The sequence below is a fragment of the Saccharothrix sp. NPDC042600 genome (genome assembly GCF_040647305.1).
GTDB classification, from domain to species: domain Bacteria; phylum Actinomycetota; class Actinomycetes; order Mycobacteriales; family Pseudonocardiaceae; genus Actinosynnema; species Actinosynnema mutabilis.
This window is the reverse complement of the sequence record NZ_JBEZBW010000029.1, coordinates 16,796-32,328: the sequence shown is the minus strand read 5'-3', so window position 1 is coordinate 32,328 and position 15,533 is coordinate 16,796. Positions and strand designations below refer to the sequence as shown.

Below are 15,533 nucleotides of genomic sequence, written 5' to 3'. Positions count from 1 at the left end.
GGTGCCTCCCGTGGAACCGGCCCGCCTGAAGCTCTACGCGTACCTGGACGCCCGTGATCACCAGCGCACCTACCTGGCGATCATGCGGCTGTTCACGTCCACGCTGCTGGCCGACCTGTCCGCGGGCGAGGTCGCCGGCGCGCTGGCCGGCGCGGAGCGGGAGGGTCGGGTCGAGCCGGGCGAGTCGCGCATCGAGAACGTGATCAACCGGCTCAAGCAGCTGGTCGAGTGGGGCAACCTGGTGCAGGGGCGGCGCGAGGTGGTGGCCTCCAGCATCGCGGAGTTCCAGCACGGCAGCGTGCGCTACCAGGTGTCCAAGCTGGCCGTGCGGGTGCAGCGGGACGTGGACGAGCTGCTGCGGGTGCCCGAGGGCGCGCGGGAGGTGTCCCGGGAGCTGCTGCCGGCCGTCGAACGCGGTCTGGGCGCGCTGGGGCACACGCTGTCCGAGGCGCTGCTGAGCGAGGGCCGCCGCCCGCGCGAGGTGCTGGCCGAGCAGGTGACCACGCTGTTCCTCCAGCACGCCGAGCTGGCCGCCACCGTCCGCGACTTCTACGCCTACCTGGGCCAGGTCGTGACCCGCCACCACCTGGCGCCCGAGGAGATCTCCGGCTTCCGCAACCTGCTGGTCGAGTACATCCAGATGGTCGTGGAGGACGTGCTGCGGCACACGCCCGCCATCGCCGACGCCCTGTCCCGGTTGACCGGCGCCCGCGGCGAACTGCTGCGCCTGCTGGGCCGCGCCGACCTGGGCGACCGGGTGGAGCGGGCGCGCGGGCGCACCGACGCGGACTGGCAGGAGCTGACCGACTGGTTCGTCGACCGGCCCGGCCGCCCCAGCCAGGTCACCGCGCTGCGGGAGGCGACCGCGCGGGCCATCGGGTCGCTGCTGGCCAGCGTGAAGCGGGCCACGTCCGGCGGCGGGCTGCTGCCGTCCCGGCGCGCGGACCTGCTGAAGCTCGCCACCTGGTTCGACGCGGGCACCCGGTCGCAGGCGCACACCCTGTACGCGGCGGCGTTCGGCCTGCACTCCGCGCGGCACCTGTCCCCCGCGCCCGAGCACGACAGCGACAACGAGCGCACCCCGTGGCGGGACGGCCCGGTGGTGGACGTGACGGTGAGCGTGCGCAGCCGCGCCGACCGGGCGGGTCGCGGCAAGACCTCGCGCATCCTGGACGACCCGATGACCGAGCAGTCCCTGCTGGCCGAGGCGCGGGAGGCCGACGAGCGGCGCGCGGCGTCGGTGGCCGAGCTGTCCGCCGCCGCGCCCCGGCTGGCCACCACCACGTTGTCCGGCGAAGCGCTGGGCGTGCTGTGCGAGCTGCTGACCCTGGCGATGGCGCAACGCGACACCGCTTCGGACTCCGGGTCGGCCACGGACCCGGTGCGCGGCCTGCGCGTGACCGTGGCGCACGCGCCCGGCCAGTCGGCCGTGGTCCGCTCGCACGGCGGGACGCTGACCCTCCACGACTCGACGCTGGTGCTCGACTGATGTTCGACGACCTCTCCGACATCGACGCCGCCAACGTCGTCCGCTGCGCGCGGACCCTGCTGCGGCGGCCCCTGCTGCGCGCCGACGGGCCGGACGGCGAGCTGGTGGCCCTGGTGTACCGGCACCGGTTCGTGCTCCAGGACCTGTTCGCGCGGCTGCTGGGCTACCGGCTGGTGGTGGAACGGCGGTTCGCCCGGCTCTACAAGGCCGGTCCCGGCGAGGACGACTCGCGCGGCGTGCTGGGCCTGTCCCCGCGCGGGTACGCCTACGTGGCGCTGACCATGGCCGTGCTGATCGGCATCGGTCGGCAGACCCTGCTGTCCCGGCTGGTCGCGGACGTGCGGGCGGCGGCGGTGGAGGCGGGTCTGGAGGTCGTCGACGACGTCGTGGACCGGCGGGCGCTGACGGCGGCGCTGCGGCACCTGGTGTCGCTGGGCGTGCTGCACGAGACCGAGGGCACGGTGGACATGCAGACCGAGGCGCTGATCACCGTGGACACCGACCTGCTGGGCCAGCTGCTGACCGGCCCGGTGGGTGAGGCGTCGTCGCCGGAGCGGCTGGTGGAGCTGGCGGCCCGGCCCGGCCCGCGCGGGGTGGAGCACGCGGTGCGGCGCAAGCTCGTGGAGAACCCGGTCGTGCTGTACGCGGACCTGCCGCCGGAGCAGGCGGAGTGGTTGCGGCGCAACCAGCGCAAGGAGTCCGTGCTGCTGGAGACGTCGTTCGGGCTCTACACGGAGAGCCGGTCCGAGGGCGTGCTGGCGGCCGATCCCGAGGACTACCTGACCGACCTGTACTTCCCCGGCACCTCCACGGTGGCGCGGTTGGCGCTGCTGGCACTGCCGTCGCTGCTGGAAGACGAGCCCCGGGCGGACGGGCGGCACCCCGTGGCGCGTGAGCGGCTGCTAGAGGTGTGCGGCAGGCTGGTGGAGGACTACCCGGCGGCGTGGTCCAAGCAGTTCACCGACGACCTGGAGCGGTTGGCCGACGAGGTGCTGGAACTGCTGCGGCGCATGGGACTCGCGGTGTCCACAGAGGACGGTTGGCTGCTCGGCGCCGCCGCCCACCGGTGGCTGCCGCAGCCCGACGGCGACCCGGAACGTGAAGTGGAGCAACCGGTGGCGGTTCCCGAGGTGCCGAGCTGGTCGTTGTTCGATGAGGAGAGCGTGTGAACAGGTGGCGGCTGCACCGCGGCGGCATCGTCAACATCTGGCAGTACACCGAGCAGACGTTCGACTTCTCCGGTGGCCGCGCGATCTTCCAGGGCACCAACGGGTCCGGCAAGTCGCGCACGCTGGAGCTGCTGCTGCCGCTGTGCCTGGACGGCGACCTGCGGCAGGTCGGTTCCAAGGGCTTCGACACGGTGTCGCTGCGGCGGCTCATGCTCGACGACTACGACGGCGGCCCCAACCGGATCGGCTACGCGTGGGTCGAGCTGGTGCGCGGTGAGGACGAATACCTGACCTGCGGGTTGGGCGTGAAGGCGTCCAAGACCTCCCAGGCGATCACGGACTCGTGGCGGTTCGTCACGGCCCGCCGGGTCGGGCACGACCTGACCCTGGTGGGCGCGGAGCGGACGCCGCTGGGACCGGCGCAGCTGCGGGACCTGATCGGCGCGGACTGCGTGCTGGAGGAGGCAGCGTTCCGGGCGAAGATCGCCGAGACGGTGTACGGCGTGCCCGCCGCCCGGTACGGCGACCTGCTGCACCTCCAGCGGACCCTGCGCAACCCCGACGTCGGGTTGAAGGTCTTGGAGGGGCAGCTGGAGCAGATCCTGTCCGACGCCCTGCCGCCGCTGGACCAGGCGATGGTGGAGCAGTTGGCGACGTCGTTCGACGACCTGGAGTCGATCCGGGAGAACATCGTGCGGCTGTCGTCGGCGGACGCGGCGCTCGGGACGTTCCTCAAGACGTACTCCGACTACGCGTTCGGCGGGCTGCGGGCGTCGGCGGAGAAGCTCGGCGCGGCCGAGGAGTCGGTGCGCAAGCTGGAGCGGGCGTCGGCGAAGCTGTCGGCATCGCTGACCGAGACCCTGGCCGAGCGGGCCGCCGCCGAGGCGTCGCTGGAGGCGCTGGAGTCCGGTGAGCAGCAGGCCGAGGAGACCATCGGGGCGCTGAAGGAGCTGCCCGCGTTCCGCGACCTCCAGGACCTCCAGACGCGCGAGAAGCTGGTGGCGGAGAAGCGGTCCTCGGCGATCGCCGCCCTGGAGATGGCGAGCAAGCAGCGGTCGCAGGAGGACGGCGCGGTCGACGGCGTGCTCCGCTTGCTGCGCCGCCTGGCCGACGACCTGTCCGCGGCCGACGAGCTGGTCGAGCCCCTGCGCCACCACCTGCGCGTGGCCGGCCTGGACCCGGCGCTGGTCCTGGACGTGCCGCGGGCGCCGGTGCCGGAGGCGGAGGTGCGCACCGAGTCCGTGCGGGCCAAGCCGGACCCGGAGGCCGGGCCGCTGCCCATCGAACGCCGCGTGCCGCCGCCCGTGGCCGACCTCGACCTGTCCGCCGCCGACCGCACCGGCGAGATCGCCTCCCTGGCCCGCCAACGCGGCGCCCTGGCCCTGGCCCTGCACCGGCAGGCCGAGGAGCTGGAGGCCGGGCAGCGCAAGGTGGACACCCTCCGCCAGACCGCCCGCGACGCCCAGCAGGCCGCGACCGAGGCGGCGGCGCTGCGCAACCAGGAGGCCCAGGAGCTGGCCGAGGTCGCCCTGACCTGGCTGGAGGACGTGCGGGCCTGGCAGGACTCCGGGCCCGCCCGCCCCGCCGACGACCTGCCCCTGCCGACGACGGTCGATCCCTCGGCGGCCCGCAAGGTCACCTCCGCCGCCCGCGAGTGGGTAGGGCCCCTGGTCGCGGCGGCCCGCGACACCGCCCACGCCGGCACCGCGCGACGTGCCGAGCTGCACGCCACCATCGACGCCCTGGACGCCGAACTCGCGGGCCTGCGCTCCGGCACGGCCCGGGTGCCCGAGCGGGACCGGTTCGCGGTCGCCGAACGCGACCCGTCGACCGGCTCGCCGTTCTACCGCCTGGTCGACTTCGCCCCCGGGGTGCCCGAGGCCGACCGCGCCGGTCTGGAGGCGGCCCTGGAGGCGTCGGGCCTGCTCAACGCCTGGGTCACCGCCTCCGGGACCGTCCCGGGCGACGCCTCCGCGTCGGGTGGGGACCTCGTCGCCGTGCCGCGCGAGCCGGTGCCCGGTCCGTCGCTCGCGTCGGTGCTCGTGCCGGCCGTGGAGCCCAGCTCGCCGGTGCCCGCGGAGGTCGTGGCGTCCCTGCTGGCGTCGGTGTCCCTGTCCCCCGCCGACGGCCCGTTCGCCGTGACGGCCGACGGCCGGTGGAGCGCCGGCGTGCTGACCGGCTCGTGGCACAAGGACGCGGCCGAGTTCATCGGCGCCGGCGCCCGCGAAGCCGCCCGCCGCCGCCGGATCGCCGAACTGGAGGACGAGCTGTCCGCCCTCCGGACCGACCTGGGCACCGCCGAGGCCGACCTGGCCGCCGCGCGCGGCCTGGTCGAGCGGTGGGAAGCGCACCTGGACCGCCTCCCCACCGACCGCACCCTGGTCGCCAAGCACGGTCGCCTCCAGGCCGCGCAGGAGTCCGCCGACCGCGCCGCCAAGCGCGCCGCGGAACTGCGCGCCGAACTGGAGTCCGCCCAGGTCCGCGGCGAAGCGGCGCACGCGGAGGTCGTGCGCCAGGCCGGGGACGCGGGCCTGCCCGCCACCACCGAGGGCCTGCGCCAGGCCCAGGACGCCGCCGCCGAGGCCCAGCGCACCGCCGACCGGCTCGGCGACGTGCTGCGCCGCCAGTGCCGCGCGACCCTCGCCGACCTCACCGACGCCGGCCACCGCTACCACTCGGCCGTCGAGGACCGGGTGGCCGCCGAGGCCGACGCCGAGGCGCGGTGCGTGGACTACGCGACCCAGGCGAGCACGTTGGCCGAGCTGACCGACGCGATCGGCGGCGAGGCCAAGGAGATCGCCACCCAGCTGTCCACGTTGGAGCGCTCGCGCCGGGAGATGCGCGACGAGCTGAAGGGCGTCCGGGAGCGGGTGGCGTCGGCCCGCGAGCAGGCGGCGAAGCTGTCCGCCCAGCTCGACACCGCCGCCGAGCAGCTGGCGGCGGCGCAGGACGCGCGGGTGCGGGCGATCGAGCAGTTCAAAGCCACCATCGCCGCGCCCGGCGTGCTGGTGGCGGCGCTGCCCGACGTGCCGGAGGACGTCGAGTCGGTGCGGGCGGCGCTGACCATGTCCGACCGGCGCGGCGCGGGCGAGGCGACGGTGATCACCAAGCTCCAGGCGTTGCAGACGGCGCTGGCGGGCAGCCACGACATCGCGGCCGAGCAGCACGAGGGCCTGCTGACGGTGACCGTGACCGGCGAGGAGGGCGCGCGCCCGGTCGCGGTGGCGGCCCGGCAGGTGACCGCGAAGCTGGCCGAGCAGCGCGGGTTCCTGGACGAGCGCTACCAGAACATCTTCGCCGACTACCTCATCCGCGACCTCGCCGAGTGGCTGCGCGGGCAGATCGCCGTGGCCGAGGACCTGTGCCGGCGGATGAACGAGGTGCTCGGGCGGGCGCGGTCGTCGCAGGGCGTGCACGTGAAGCTGGCGTGGAAGCCGTCCGCGGCGCTGGAGGAGGAGACGCGCGACGCGCTGGCCCTGGTCCGCCTGCCCTACGCGGACCGCGACCCGGAGCAGGACGCGGTGCTCCGGCGGGTGTTCACCGAGCGGATCGAGGCCGAGCGCGACTCGCACTCGGGCAGCTACGCCGAGATCCTGTCCCGCGCGCTGGACTACCGGACGTGGCACCAGTTCACGGTGACCGTGGCCGACACCGGTCCCGACGGCGGCCCCCGCGAGCGGCGGCTGCGGCAGCTGTCGTCGGGTGAGACGCGCCTGATCTCGTACGTGACCCTGTTCGCGGCGGCGGCGTCGTTCTACGACGCGGTGACCGGCGACTTCGCGCCCCTGCGGCTGGTGCTGCTGGACGAGGCGTTCGAGCGGCTGGACGACCCGACCATCGCGCGCATGCTGGGCCTGCTGGTGGACCTGGACATGGACTGGGTCATCACGTGGCCCAGCGGCTGGGGCGTGTCCGACAAGATCCCCCGGATGCACATCTACGACGTGCTGCGCCCCAAGAACGGCCGCGGCGTGGCCTGCACCCAGACCACGTGGGACGGCGCGGCCCTGGACCGCGTCGACCCCTGACCGCAGCGGGACAACCCCCGCCCCGAGCACCGGCCGGTACCCGCGACACCGGCAAGCCGGCCGGTGCCCGCGCACCCGCAAGCCGGTACCCGCGACACCCGAGATGGCCGGTGTACGCCGCACCCGGGAGCGGCCGGCCCGCGCCGTTCCCCGGTGTCAGCCGACCCGGCTGGCGACCCGCTTCACCCCGCCGGACGCGAGCAGGTCGGCGACCGGCAGCGTGGCCGCCCCGAGCGCCACCGACTCGGGACCCAGCTCGCACAACGTGATCGACACCTGCTCGAACGGCCGCCGCAACGCGTGGGTCGCGGCCTCGGCCCGGATCGCGTCCAGCAACCGCTCCCCGAGCAGCAACCCGGCCCACCCGCCGAGCACCACCAGCGACGGGTTGAACAGGTTGATCAGGTTCGCGATCCCCACCCCGGCGAACCGCGCGGTCTCCGCCAGCACCTCCCGCGCCGCCGGCGAGTCGCTGCCGACCAACGCCCGCAACGCCTCCTCCTGCTCGGCGGGCACCCCTTCGGCCAGCGACCGGTACCGCTCCACGACCCCCGCCGCCCCGATGTAGGCCTCCAGGCACCCGGCCGCACCGCACCGGCAGGCCCGACCGTCCAGCGCGACGGTCGTGTGCCCCCACTCCCCCGCGCCACCGGACACCCCGCGGTAGGGCACCCCGCCGGCGATGACGCTCGCGCCGACCCCGGACCCGATCAGCGCGACGACCACGTCGTCCGTCCCCCGGCCGGCGCCGAACCAGGACTCGGCCTGCCCGAGCGTGTTGGCCCCGTTGTCCAGGTAGAGCGGCAGATCGGTGCCCTCGCGCAGCATCCGCTCGAACGGCACCCCGTGCCACCCGACCGTCTGCGTGTAGACGACGCCCTGCTCGACCAGCCCCGGGAGCCCCACACCGACCCCGAGCACGTCGTCCACCCCGGCCTCCGCCAGGCACGTGGCCAGCCCGGCGAGCACCTGGCGCGCGACCTCGTCCGCCGGGTACGCGCCGGGGTCCATCGGGAAGGTCGCCATCGCCAGCCGCCGCAACGTCAGGTCGAACACCTCGACCAGCACGTGCGTCTCCCCGACGTCCACCCCGACCACGGCCGCGAAGGACGGGTTGACCCGCAACAACACCCGGGGCCGACCGCCGTCCGAATCGACCTGCCCGGCCTCCACCACGACCCCGTCGCCGATCAGCTCACCGACGACGTTGCTGACCGACGCCTGGCTCAACCCGGTGATCCCGGCGAGTTCCTGCCGGCTGCGCGGCTGGTCGAAGTACAGCGCGCGCAACACCCGCGCCCGGTTCCCGGCGCGCAGGTCGCGCACGGTCAGCTTGCGGTGCACCGTCACCCCCTCATCCAAGCCGAGTGGCGACGGTTCGTCATGGCGATCGCCCGGAACGGCCCGGAGCGGGGGTGGACCCGCGGTCAGGGGGCGAACCGCTGGGCGTCCCACTTGCCGTGCGCCTCCAGGAGCTTGCGCCCGACCCGCCGCAGGTCGGCGAGGTCGCGTTCGGTGAGCGTCCCCGCGAACTCCTCCGCCACGGCCGCCCGGTACGCGGGCGCGGTGGTCGCCTTGAGCACCCGCCGGCCCTCGTCGGTCAGCGCCGCGTACACCACCCGCCGGTTCTCGGGCTGTTGCGACCGCTCCACCCACCCGCGCCGGACGAGCCGCTCCACCAGGCGCGTCACCCCGCTCGGGCTCACCGCGAGCAGGTCGGACAGCTCGGACATCGGCAGCCGCCCGTTCATGTCGATCCGGTACAGCGCCTCGTGCTCCAGCAGCGAACACCCGGCCGCCGCCTCCACGCGCTCACCCATCGCGACGCGCACGGCGTCCACCCCTTGCTGCACGTACAGCCACGCCAGCAGCGCCTCGCTCGGCTCGAACCGGTCCACGCCGACCATGCTACCAACTCGCTTGACGCCGATACATTTTCAGTGTCAACCTTTGAGCATGGAAATGACAGTGGTCACCGGCGCGACCGGCGCCCAGGGCGGCGCCGTCGCCCGACTCCTCCTCGACCGCGGCCACCCCGTCCGCGCCCTCACCCGCGACCCGGGAAGCCCAGCCGCACAACGACTCCGCGCGGCCGGCGCGGAGATCGCCCACGGCGACTACGACGACCCGTCGTCGCTCAAGGCCGCCCTGCACGGCGTCGGCTCGGTCTTCGCGGTCACCACCCCGTTCGGCACCGACACCGACACCGAGACCCGGCAGGGCATCGCCCTGGTCGACGCCGCCCACGAGGTCGACCACATCGTGTTCACGTCGGCCTCCAACGCCGACCGCGGCACCGGCATCCCGCACTTCGACAGCAAGCGGCGCATCGAGGAGCACCTCGCCCGCGGGCACGTCCCGTGGACCGTCCTCGGCCCGGCCGCGTTCATCGACGACAAGTTCGGCGACTGGACCCTCGACGGCCTGCGCCGCGGCATCCTCGGCCTGCCGCTGCCGTCGGACAAGCCACTGCACCTGGTGGCCGTCGCGGACATCGCCGCCGTCGCGGTCCTCGCCCTGGAACAACCGGACCGCTTCACCGGCCGCCGCCTCGACCTCGCCGGCGAGGCCCTGAGCCCGGCGGGCATGGCGGCGGCGCTCACCGAGGCGATCGGCACCCCGATCCGCCACCACCGCCCACCGCTGGAGGTGGTGGAACGGCACTCGGCCGACCTCGCCGCGATGTTCCGCTACTTCACCGAGGTGGGCACGGACATCGACGTGCCCGCCCTGCACGCCGAACTGCCCGAGATCACTTGGCACCGGTACGCCGACGTCGTGCGCACCGTCCCGTGGGCGGACCTGCTCTGACCCGCGACGGCCGCATCGGTCGGGTCGGCCGCGTGGGCCGCATGGGCCGCATGGGCCGCGTGGGCCGCGTGGGCCGCGTGGGCCGGGCACGATCGACCCGACCCGACCCGACACGACCCGGCGAGGCGCACGGCGACCTCTCGGCGGTGGCGTGGAAACGCTCCACACCACCCCGAGGGCCTTCCGGTCGAGGTTGTTCAGCGCGGGTCCGGTGGTACGGCTAGTCCGCCGCCGCCCACGACTGGATCATCCGGTACGCGATCGACGCGCCCGGCGCCAACAGCAGGTCCGGCACGCTGCCCGGCTCGGCCAGCGCCTGGCGCACGTCCGCCCGGGTGACCCACTTCGCCTGCGCGATCTCCCCGTCGGCCGGCCGCAGCGGCTCGTCCGGGTCGCCGACCGCCTCAAAACCGACCATCAACGACCGCGGGAACGGCCACGGCTGGCTGCCGAGGTACCGGATGCCGGTCACCTCGACGCCGACCTCTTCGGCGATCTCCCGGGCCACGCACGCCTCCAGCGACTCGCCGGCCTCGACGAACCCGGCCAGCACGGAGTACCGGCCCGCCGGCCAGCCCTCGCCGCGCGCGAGCAGCACCCGGTCGGCGCCGTCGTGCACCAGGCAGATCACCGCCGCGTCGGTGCGCGGGTACTCCTCGCGGCCACACCGCGAGCACACCCGCGCCCAACCCGACTTCACCGACTCGGTGGACCCGCCGCACTTCGCGCAGAAGGACGCCGACCGGTGCCAGTGGAACAGGGCCACCGCGGAGGTGAACAGGCCCGCGCCGGTGTCGTCGAGCAACGCGCCGACCGCCCGCAGGTCGAGCCACTGCGGCTCGGCGGTCAGCTCGGGCGCGAACCACGCCCGGCCGGCGGGCGCGGCCACGTCGGTCTCGTCCGCCGTGGGCACCGCCCACCAGGCCACGCCGTCCTGCTCGCCGAGCAGGACGGCGGTGTCGGGCGGCCCGTCACCGAAGTCGGTGGCGGGCCGGTCGACCAGCCGCGTCCCGTGGTCCGCGACCAGGGTCCGCCCGTGCGTGTCCACGGTGATGGCCCTGGCCTTCGGCCACAGCTGGGCGATCCGCTCGGTGTCGCCGCGCAGCGGTTCCCGCCGGTCGACGGTGAACCGCGACAGGGCGGGCAGCTCCACCAGCTCGAAGCTCACGGCAGGGTGACACCACCCAGCGCGCGCAGCTGCGGCGCGAGCAGCTCGGCGTCACCCACCAGGACCCCGGTGAACGCGGTGGGCGCGAAGAACTCCAGCGCCACCTCGGCGACCTGCTCGACGGTGACCGCCGCGAGCCGGTCCGGGTGCCCGGTGAACCACTCGATGTCCAGCCCGAGGCCGGCGAGGTTGACCAGGAACGACGCCAGCCCGCCCTGCGACGACGTCGCGGTCAGCAGCGACCCGATGGCGTACCGCCGCGCCGTGTCCACCTCGGACTCCGTCGGCGGGACCAGCGCGAGCCGCCCCAGCTCGTACCGCGTCTCCAGCAGCGCCGCCGCGGTGACCTCGCTCGCCGTGTCGGCGTCCACCAGCAGCGTCGCCCCGCCCGGCGTGAACTCCGGGTGCGAGCGGGCGCTGTAGGTGTAGCCCTTGTCCTCGCGGATGTTCTCCACCAGCCGCGAGGAGAAGAACCCGCCGTAGACCAGGTTCGCGATCTGCAGCGCCGGGTAGCGCGGGTCGGTGCGCACCAGGCCGCGCCCGGCGAGCCGGATCTGCGACTGGACCGCGCCCGCGCGCGGCACGAACAGCACGTCACCGCCCTGGACCGGCGGCAGCGGGCGCAGCGACACCGCGCTGCCCTCGCCCACCCACGAGCCCAGCGCGGCCTCGACCGCCCGCACGGCGGCGTCCGGCTCGACGTCGCCGACCACCACCAGCACGGACCCGCGCGGCAGCACGGCCCGCGCGTGCAGCGCGAGCACGTCCTCCCGCCCGACCTCGGCGACCTCTTCCGCCTCGGGCATCTCCTTGGCGAACGGGTGGTCGCCGTACAGGTGGCGCTGCAGCGCCTCCCGCGCGATCACGTTGGGCTGCGACCGCGCGAGCCGGATGCGCTCCACCAGCCGGGCCCGCTCCCGCTCGACCTCCTCCGCCGGGTAGGTCGCGCCGGTGAGCACGTCCCGCAGCACGTCGAGGACCGTGTCGAGCCCGGTCACCAGCGAGTTGCCGGAGAACGCGAGCCGCTCCGGGTCGACCACCGCGTCCAGCTCGCCGCCGACCAGCGCCAGCTCGGTGTCCACGTCCACCCGGCTCCGCGTCGCGGTCCCGGTCAGGATCGTGTTCGCCAGCACCTCGGCCCGCGCGGCGTGCGCGGAGCCGGCGCTGGAGTCCGCCGGGTCCGCGAACGGGATGCGCAGCCGCACCTCGACCAGCGGCACCGACGACCGGCGCACCGCGATGACCCGCAGCCCGTTGGACAGCTCGACGTCCACCGAGGACAGGTCCGCGGCGGCCCGCTGCTCGCCCAGGTCGGGCAGCGGACGCGGCCCCCGCTCCGTGCGGCCGATCTCCTCGGCGCTGCGGTGCGTCGTCGGGGCGCTCACTCGGTACCTCCGTTGTTCTCGTCGTTCTCCACGTGACCCGCCGGCTTGAGCAGCAGGACCGCCCGCGAGTCCGCCCGCAGCGCCTTGGCCGCCGCGGCGACGTCCTCGGTGGTGACGGCGGCCAGCTTCTCCGGCAGCTCGTACAGCAGCTCCGCCCGCCCGAACAGCAGCTCCGCCGAGCCGAGGCCGAGGGTGCGGCTGGTCAACCGGTCGTGCTCGCGGTGCATGGTGGACACCCACCGCGCGGTGACCTTCGCCAGTTCCTGCGCCGAAGGTCCTTCCTCCGCCACCCGCAACAGCTCCTCGTCCACCGCCGCGATCACCCGCTCGGACGGGACGTCCGGCGCGTGGATCGCGGTGATGCTGAACGTGTCCGGGTCGCGCGCCTCCAGCGGGCCGAACAGCCCGCAGCCGGCGCCGACGTCGACCACGATCGCGTCCCGGTGCACCAGCCGTTGCTGGAGCCGCGAGCCGTCGCCGTCGGTGAGCACGCCGGCGAGCACCAGGTAGGTCAGGTACCCCTCGACGTCGGCCACCGGGTCCGGGATGCGGTAGCCCAGCGCGATGGCCGGCATCGGGGCGTGCTGGTCCGTGTGCTCCGCCCGCAACTCGCCCTTCGGCGGCGCCTCGGCGAACGACGGCCGCACGGGCACGGGCCGTGCGGGCACGTCGCCGAAGTGCTTCTCCACCAGCGCGCGGGCCGCCTCGGGCGCGAAGTCGCCCGCCACGGTCAGGACCGCGTTGCCCGGCGCGTAATAGGTGTCGAAGAATGCGGCGCAATCATCCACTGTTGCGTTTTCAAGGTCCGTGAAATCGCCGTAGCCGTTGTGCGCGTTGGGGAACGTCTGGAACAGGACCGGCGGCAGCAGGATCCAGGGGAACCCGCCGTACGGCCGGTTGAGCACGTTGAGCCGGATCTCCTCCTTCACCACGTCGATCTGGTTGCGCAGGTTCTCCTCGGTCAGCTTCGGCGCCCGCATGCGGTCCGCCTCCAGGAACAGCGCCCGCTCCAGCGCGGCGGACGGCAGCACCTGGTAGTAGTCGGTGTAGTCGGGGTGCGTGGACCCGTTGAACGTGCCGCCCGAGGACTGCACGTGCCGGAAGTGCGCGAGCTTCTCCAAGCTCTCGCTGCCCTGGAACATCAGGTGCTCGAACAGGTGCGCGAACCCTGTCCGGCCCTCGGGCTCCGAACGGAATCCCACGTCGTAGTGCACGCTCACCCCGACGACCGGAGCGCTCGGGTCTGGGGCGAGCACCACCCGCAGGCCGTTGGGAAGCGTGAACCTGTGCAGTTCGGGTAGCGCCATGGACGCAGCCTACGGGTTTCCACCCCCGCGAGGACCGCAGGTCGCCCGCCCGGACCGCCGGCCGGCGCAAGCCCTGCGCGAACTGGGCCGACACCCGCCACACCACTCCGCCCACCCGCCCCGATGCCCGTCGGTTCGAGTGGCCGGCTGTGTCGATTGTCGAACAGGAGTTCGACTCAGCGCAAGATCACGATCGGGTGATCATCGCAGGGAGCGCAGGTGCCCGGCCTGCGCCAGCACCCCGTCCAGCGCGCCGACGAAGTGCGGGAACCGCTGCGCGAACCGCCCGAGGTCCGCCGACTGGTCGGCCTGCCCGAACCAGTACAGCCCCGGCCGACCGCCCGCGAACGTCGTCAGCCAGCGCTCGGTCTCGCCCAGCACCACCGCGTACGGCAACGACCGCGAGAAGACCATCTCCCGGTCCTGCTCGGGGATGTCCGAGGGCGAAGCCGTGTGCAGGTACCCGCGCAACCCGCGGACGTGCTCCAGCAACGCCGTACCGCGCTTGGTCCGCGCGGGCATCCACCGCGCGCCCAACGCGAGCCCGACGCCCGCGACGGCCACCACCAGGCCGAACAGCGCGGGTCCGGAGACAAGCGCCAGCCCCACAGTGCCCACGACGCCCAGCGCCGCCACGGCGAGCCCGGCCCACCACCACAGGCTGCGCTCGGCGTCCGGACGCCGCACGAACCAGTTACGCGCCACCACGTCCGCATAAAGCTCGTCACGCACGCGCGTCAGGTCGATCCGCCGGCCACGCAGCTCCGATAGCAGCACGGAGTCCACACCATCCGGCAGGACCGCCTCGTACACCGCTCGCTCGTAACCGGACAGCGAGGAGTCAGCGGCGTTGCGGCGCACGAACCGCCAGTCGCGCTCGCCGACCTCCTCGATCCACACGTAGTTGCGCACGGCGAGGTCCACGACGGTCGCGGTCACGTCCACGACGTCCACGTGCTCGTCCACCACGGTGCCGACCTGACCGGGCAGGACGCCGTCCGGCGATGCGAACGCCACCCGCCCCGAAGGGTCGGTGACCAGCACGTTCACCGGTCCGACCTCGCTGGCGAGCGCACGGGCGTCACGGCCGCGGAGGTACCACAGCAGGGTCAGGCCGCCCAGCAGCAGCACGACCAGCCCGCCCAGGCCGATCGCCGTCGCCGGGGTCAGCGCGAACGCCGCCGCCAGGCCCGACGTCTGCTCCACGCGGGCGTTGGCGGGCGCGGCACCGTCCTGCAGCCCGACCGCCACGTCGATACGCTCACCTGCGGGAAGACCGATTTCGGTGGCGCGGACGCCGCGGCCGTCGCCGAGGTCGGCGGACGTGCACGGCTTGGCCGTGCCGGGCGGTCCGGCCAGGCAGTTCACCGATTTGGGGGCGTCCGGCGTGATGACGGAGACCTTCACCGAGTCCAGGGCGGTGTCCCAGCCGCTCGCGGGCTGCCAGCGCAATTCCAGCGTGTCGCCGATCTTCGCGACGGTGCCCACGACCGAGTACTTGACGGTGGAGGTCCCGGACTGCAGCGCGATGGTCAGTTCGCCTTCGGAGACCGTGGCCGACCCGTTGCCCTCTACAGAGGCGTCCGTCACGTCGAACACGCGGTCACGGTCGTCTCCGACCGCGATGCGCAGCGGCACGACGCGTTTGGCGCTCTTGCCGTCGGGGACGCTGACGACCTCGGTGACGGTCAACCTGCCGTCGCGCTCCAGCTTGAGGCGCACGTCGGTGCCGACCGTGCCGGGCAGCCCCGCGGGACTGCTCGGCTGCGCCGCCGCCGTGCCGACGAACGTGCACAGCGCGGCGGCGCACAAGATCGCCGCTCCCCAGTTTTTCAACACGGCCGCGGAGAATAGCGGAGCCACCCTATGCTTCTGTGCTGATTCGGGCATCCGCGATTTGGGGGATCACCAGCGATGACGCAACCACCGCCGCCGGGTGGCTGGCCGCCACCACGACCGGTTGGGCCACCACCCGTGCCCGCTCCGCTGAACCCCCAGCCCACGCGTCCCTGGCCGACCCAGCAGCCCGGTCAGCAGCAGCCCGGCCAGCACCAGCCCATGCAGCAGCCTTGGCCGCCGGCCCAGCAGCCCGCTCCCCAGCAGCCCGCTCCCCAGCCGCAGTTCCCCGGTCAGCAGTTCCCTGGCCAGCAGCAGCAGTACCCGCCGCCTGCAATGC

10 protein-coding genes are annotated in these 15,533 nt (G+C 74.0%); 4 read left to right on the top strand and 6 right to left on the bottom strand.

The genetic code is table 11. The annotated features are described in order from the left end of the window. The first annotated feature begins 10 nt into the window (after positions 1 to 10). Genes AB0A74_RS19550 through AB0A74_RS19540 form a run of 3 tightly spaced genes read left to right on the top strand, consistent with a single transcriptional unit; the run spans position 11 to position 6,686 of the window. Positions 11 to 1,489: a DUF2397 domain-containing protein gene (locus tag AB0A74_RS19550; RefSeq protein ID WP_358251231.1), complete on the top strand. Its 1,479-nt coding sequence runs from the start codon at positions 11 to 13 to the stop codon at positions 1,487 to 1,489. Beyond that, on the top strand, positions 1,489 to 2,658 hold the full coding sequence (locus AB0A74_RS19545; RefSeq protein WP_358251229.1) for a TIGR02678 family protein: 1,170 nt from the start codon (positions 1,489 to 1,491) through the stop codon (positions 2,656 to 2,658). Before AB0A74_RS19550 ends, AB0A74_RS19545 begins: the two co-directional genes overlap by 1 nt. Continuing rightward, a complete protein-coding gene (locus AB0A74_RS19540; protein WP_358251227.1) occupies positions 2,655 to 6,686 on the top strand; it encodes a TIGR02680 family protein in 4,032 nt (1,343 codons plus the stop codon). Before AB0A74_RS19545 ends, AB0A74_RS19540 begins: the two co-directional genes overlap by 4 nt. Positions 6,687 to 6,842: 156 nt before the next feature. Here the strand turns inward: AB0A74_RS19540 and AB0A74_RS19535 are convergent, their stop codons facing one another. Next, a complete protein-coding gene (locus AB0A74_RS19535) occupies positions 6,843 to 8,030 on the bottom strand; it encodes an ROK family transcriptional regulator (RefSeq protein ID WP_358251293.1) in 1,188 nt (395 codons plus the stop codon). Positions 8,031 to 8,113: 83 nt separating this feature from the next. Continuing rightward, entirely contained in the window at positions 8,114 to 8,584 is a 471-nt protein-coding gene (locus tag AB0A74_RS19530; protein ID WP_358251225.1) for a MarR family transcriptional regulator, read from the bottom strand. Positions 8,585 to 8,642: 58 nt separating this feature from the next. Here AB0A74_RS19530 and AB0A74_RS19525 point away from each other — a divergent pair, with 58 nt between their 5' ends. After that, on the top strand, positions 8,643 to 9,497 hold the full coding sequence (locus AB0A74_RS19525; RefSeq protein ID WP_358251223.1) for an NmrA/HSCARG family protein: 855 nt from the start codon (positions 8,643 to 8,645) through the stop codon (positions 9,495 to 9,497). Between the two features lie 220 nt (positions 9,498 to 9,717). Here the strand turns inward: AB0A74_RS19525 and nudC are convergent, their stop codons facing one another. From nudC to AB0A74_RS19505, 4 genes are all read right to left on the bottom strand, one after another. Then, a complete protein-coding gene (gene nudC / locus AB0A74_RS19520) occupies positions 9,718 to 10,665 on the bottom strand; it encodes an NAD(+) diphosphatase (RefSeq protein ID WP_358251222.1) in 948 nt (315 codons plus the stop codon). After that, positions 10,662 to 12,050 carry a pitrilysin family protein gene (locus AB0A74_RS19515; protein ID WP_358251220.1) on the bottom strand — a complete coding sequence of 463 codons (1,389 nt, stop codon included), beginning with the start codon at positions 12,048 to 12,050 and terminating at the stop codon, positions 10,662 to 10,664. Before AB0A74_RS19515 ends, nudC begins: the two co-directional genes overlap by 4 nt. Beyond that, the gene (locus tag AB0A74_RS19510; RefSeq protein ID WP_343932399.1) at positions 12,047 to 13,357 is read right to left on the bottom strand and encodes a pitrilysin family protein; all 1,311 of its coding nucleotides are present in this window, start codon (positions 13,355 to 13,357) and stop codon (positions 12,047 to 12,049) included. Before AB0A74_RS19510 ends, AB0A74_RS19515 begins: the two co-directional genes overlap by 4 nt. Positions 13,358 to 13,558: 201 nt before the next feature. Then, complete coding sequence (locus AB0A74_RS19505) at positions 13,559 to 15,196, bottom strand: DUF2207 domain-containing protein (RefSeq protein ID WP_358251218.1); 1,638 nt, start codon at positions 15,194 to 15,196, stop codon at positions 13,559 to 13,561. Between the last annotated feature and the right edge of the window lie 337 nt (positions 15,197 to 15,533).

Coding starts and splice junctions, on each gene's coding strand:
- AB0A74_RS19545 (WP_358251229.1), top strand. CDS start 1,489: ATGTTCGACGACCTCTCCGACATCGACGCCGCCAACGTCGTCCGCTGC.
- AB0A74_RS19525 (WP_358251223.1), top strand. CDS start 8,643: ATGGAAATGACAGTGGTCACCGGCGCGACCGGCGCCCAGGGCGGCGCC.
- AB0A74_RS19510 (WP_343932399.1), bottom strand. CDS start 13,357: ATGGCGCTACCCGAACTGCACAGGTTCACGCTTCCCAACGGCCTGCGG.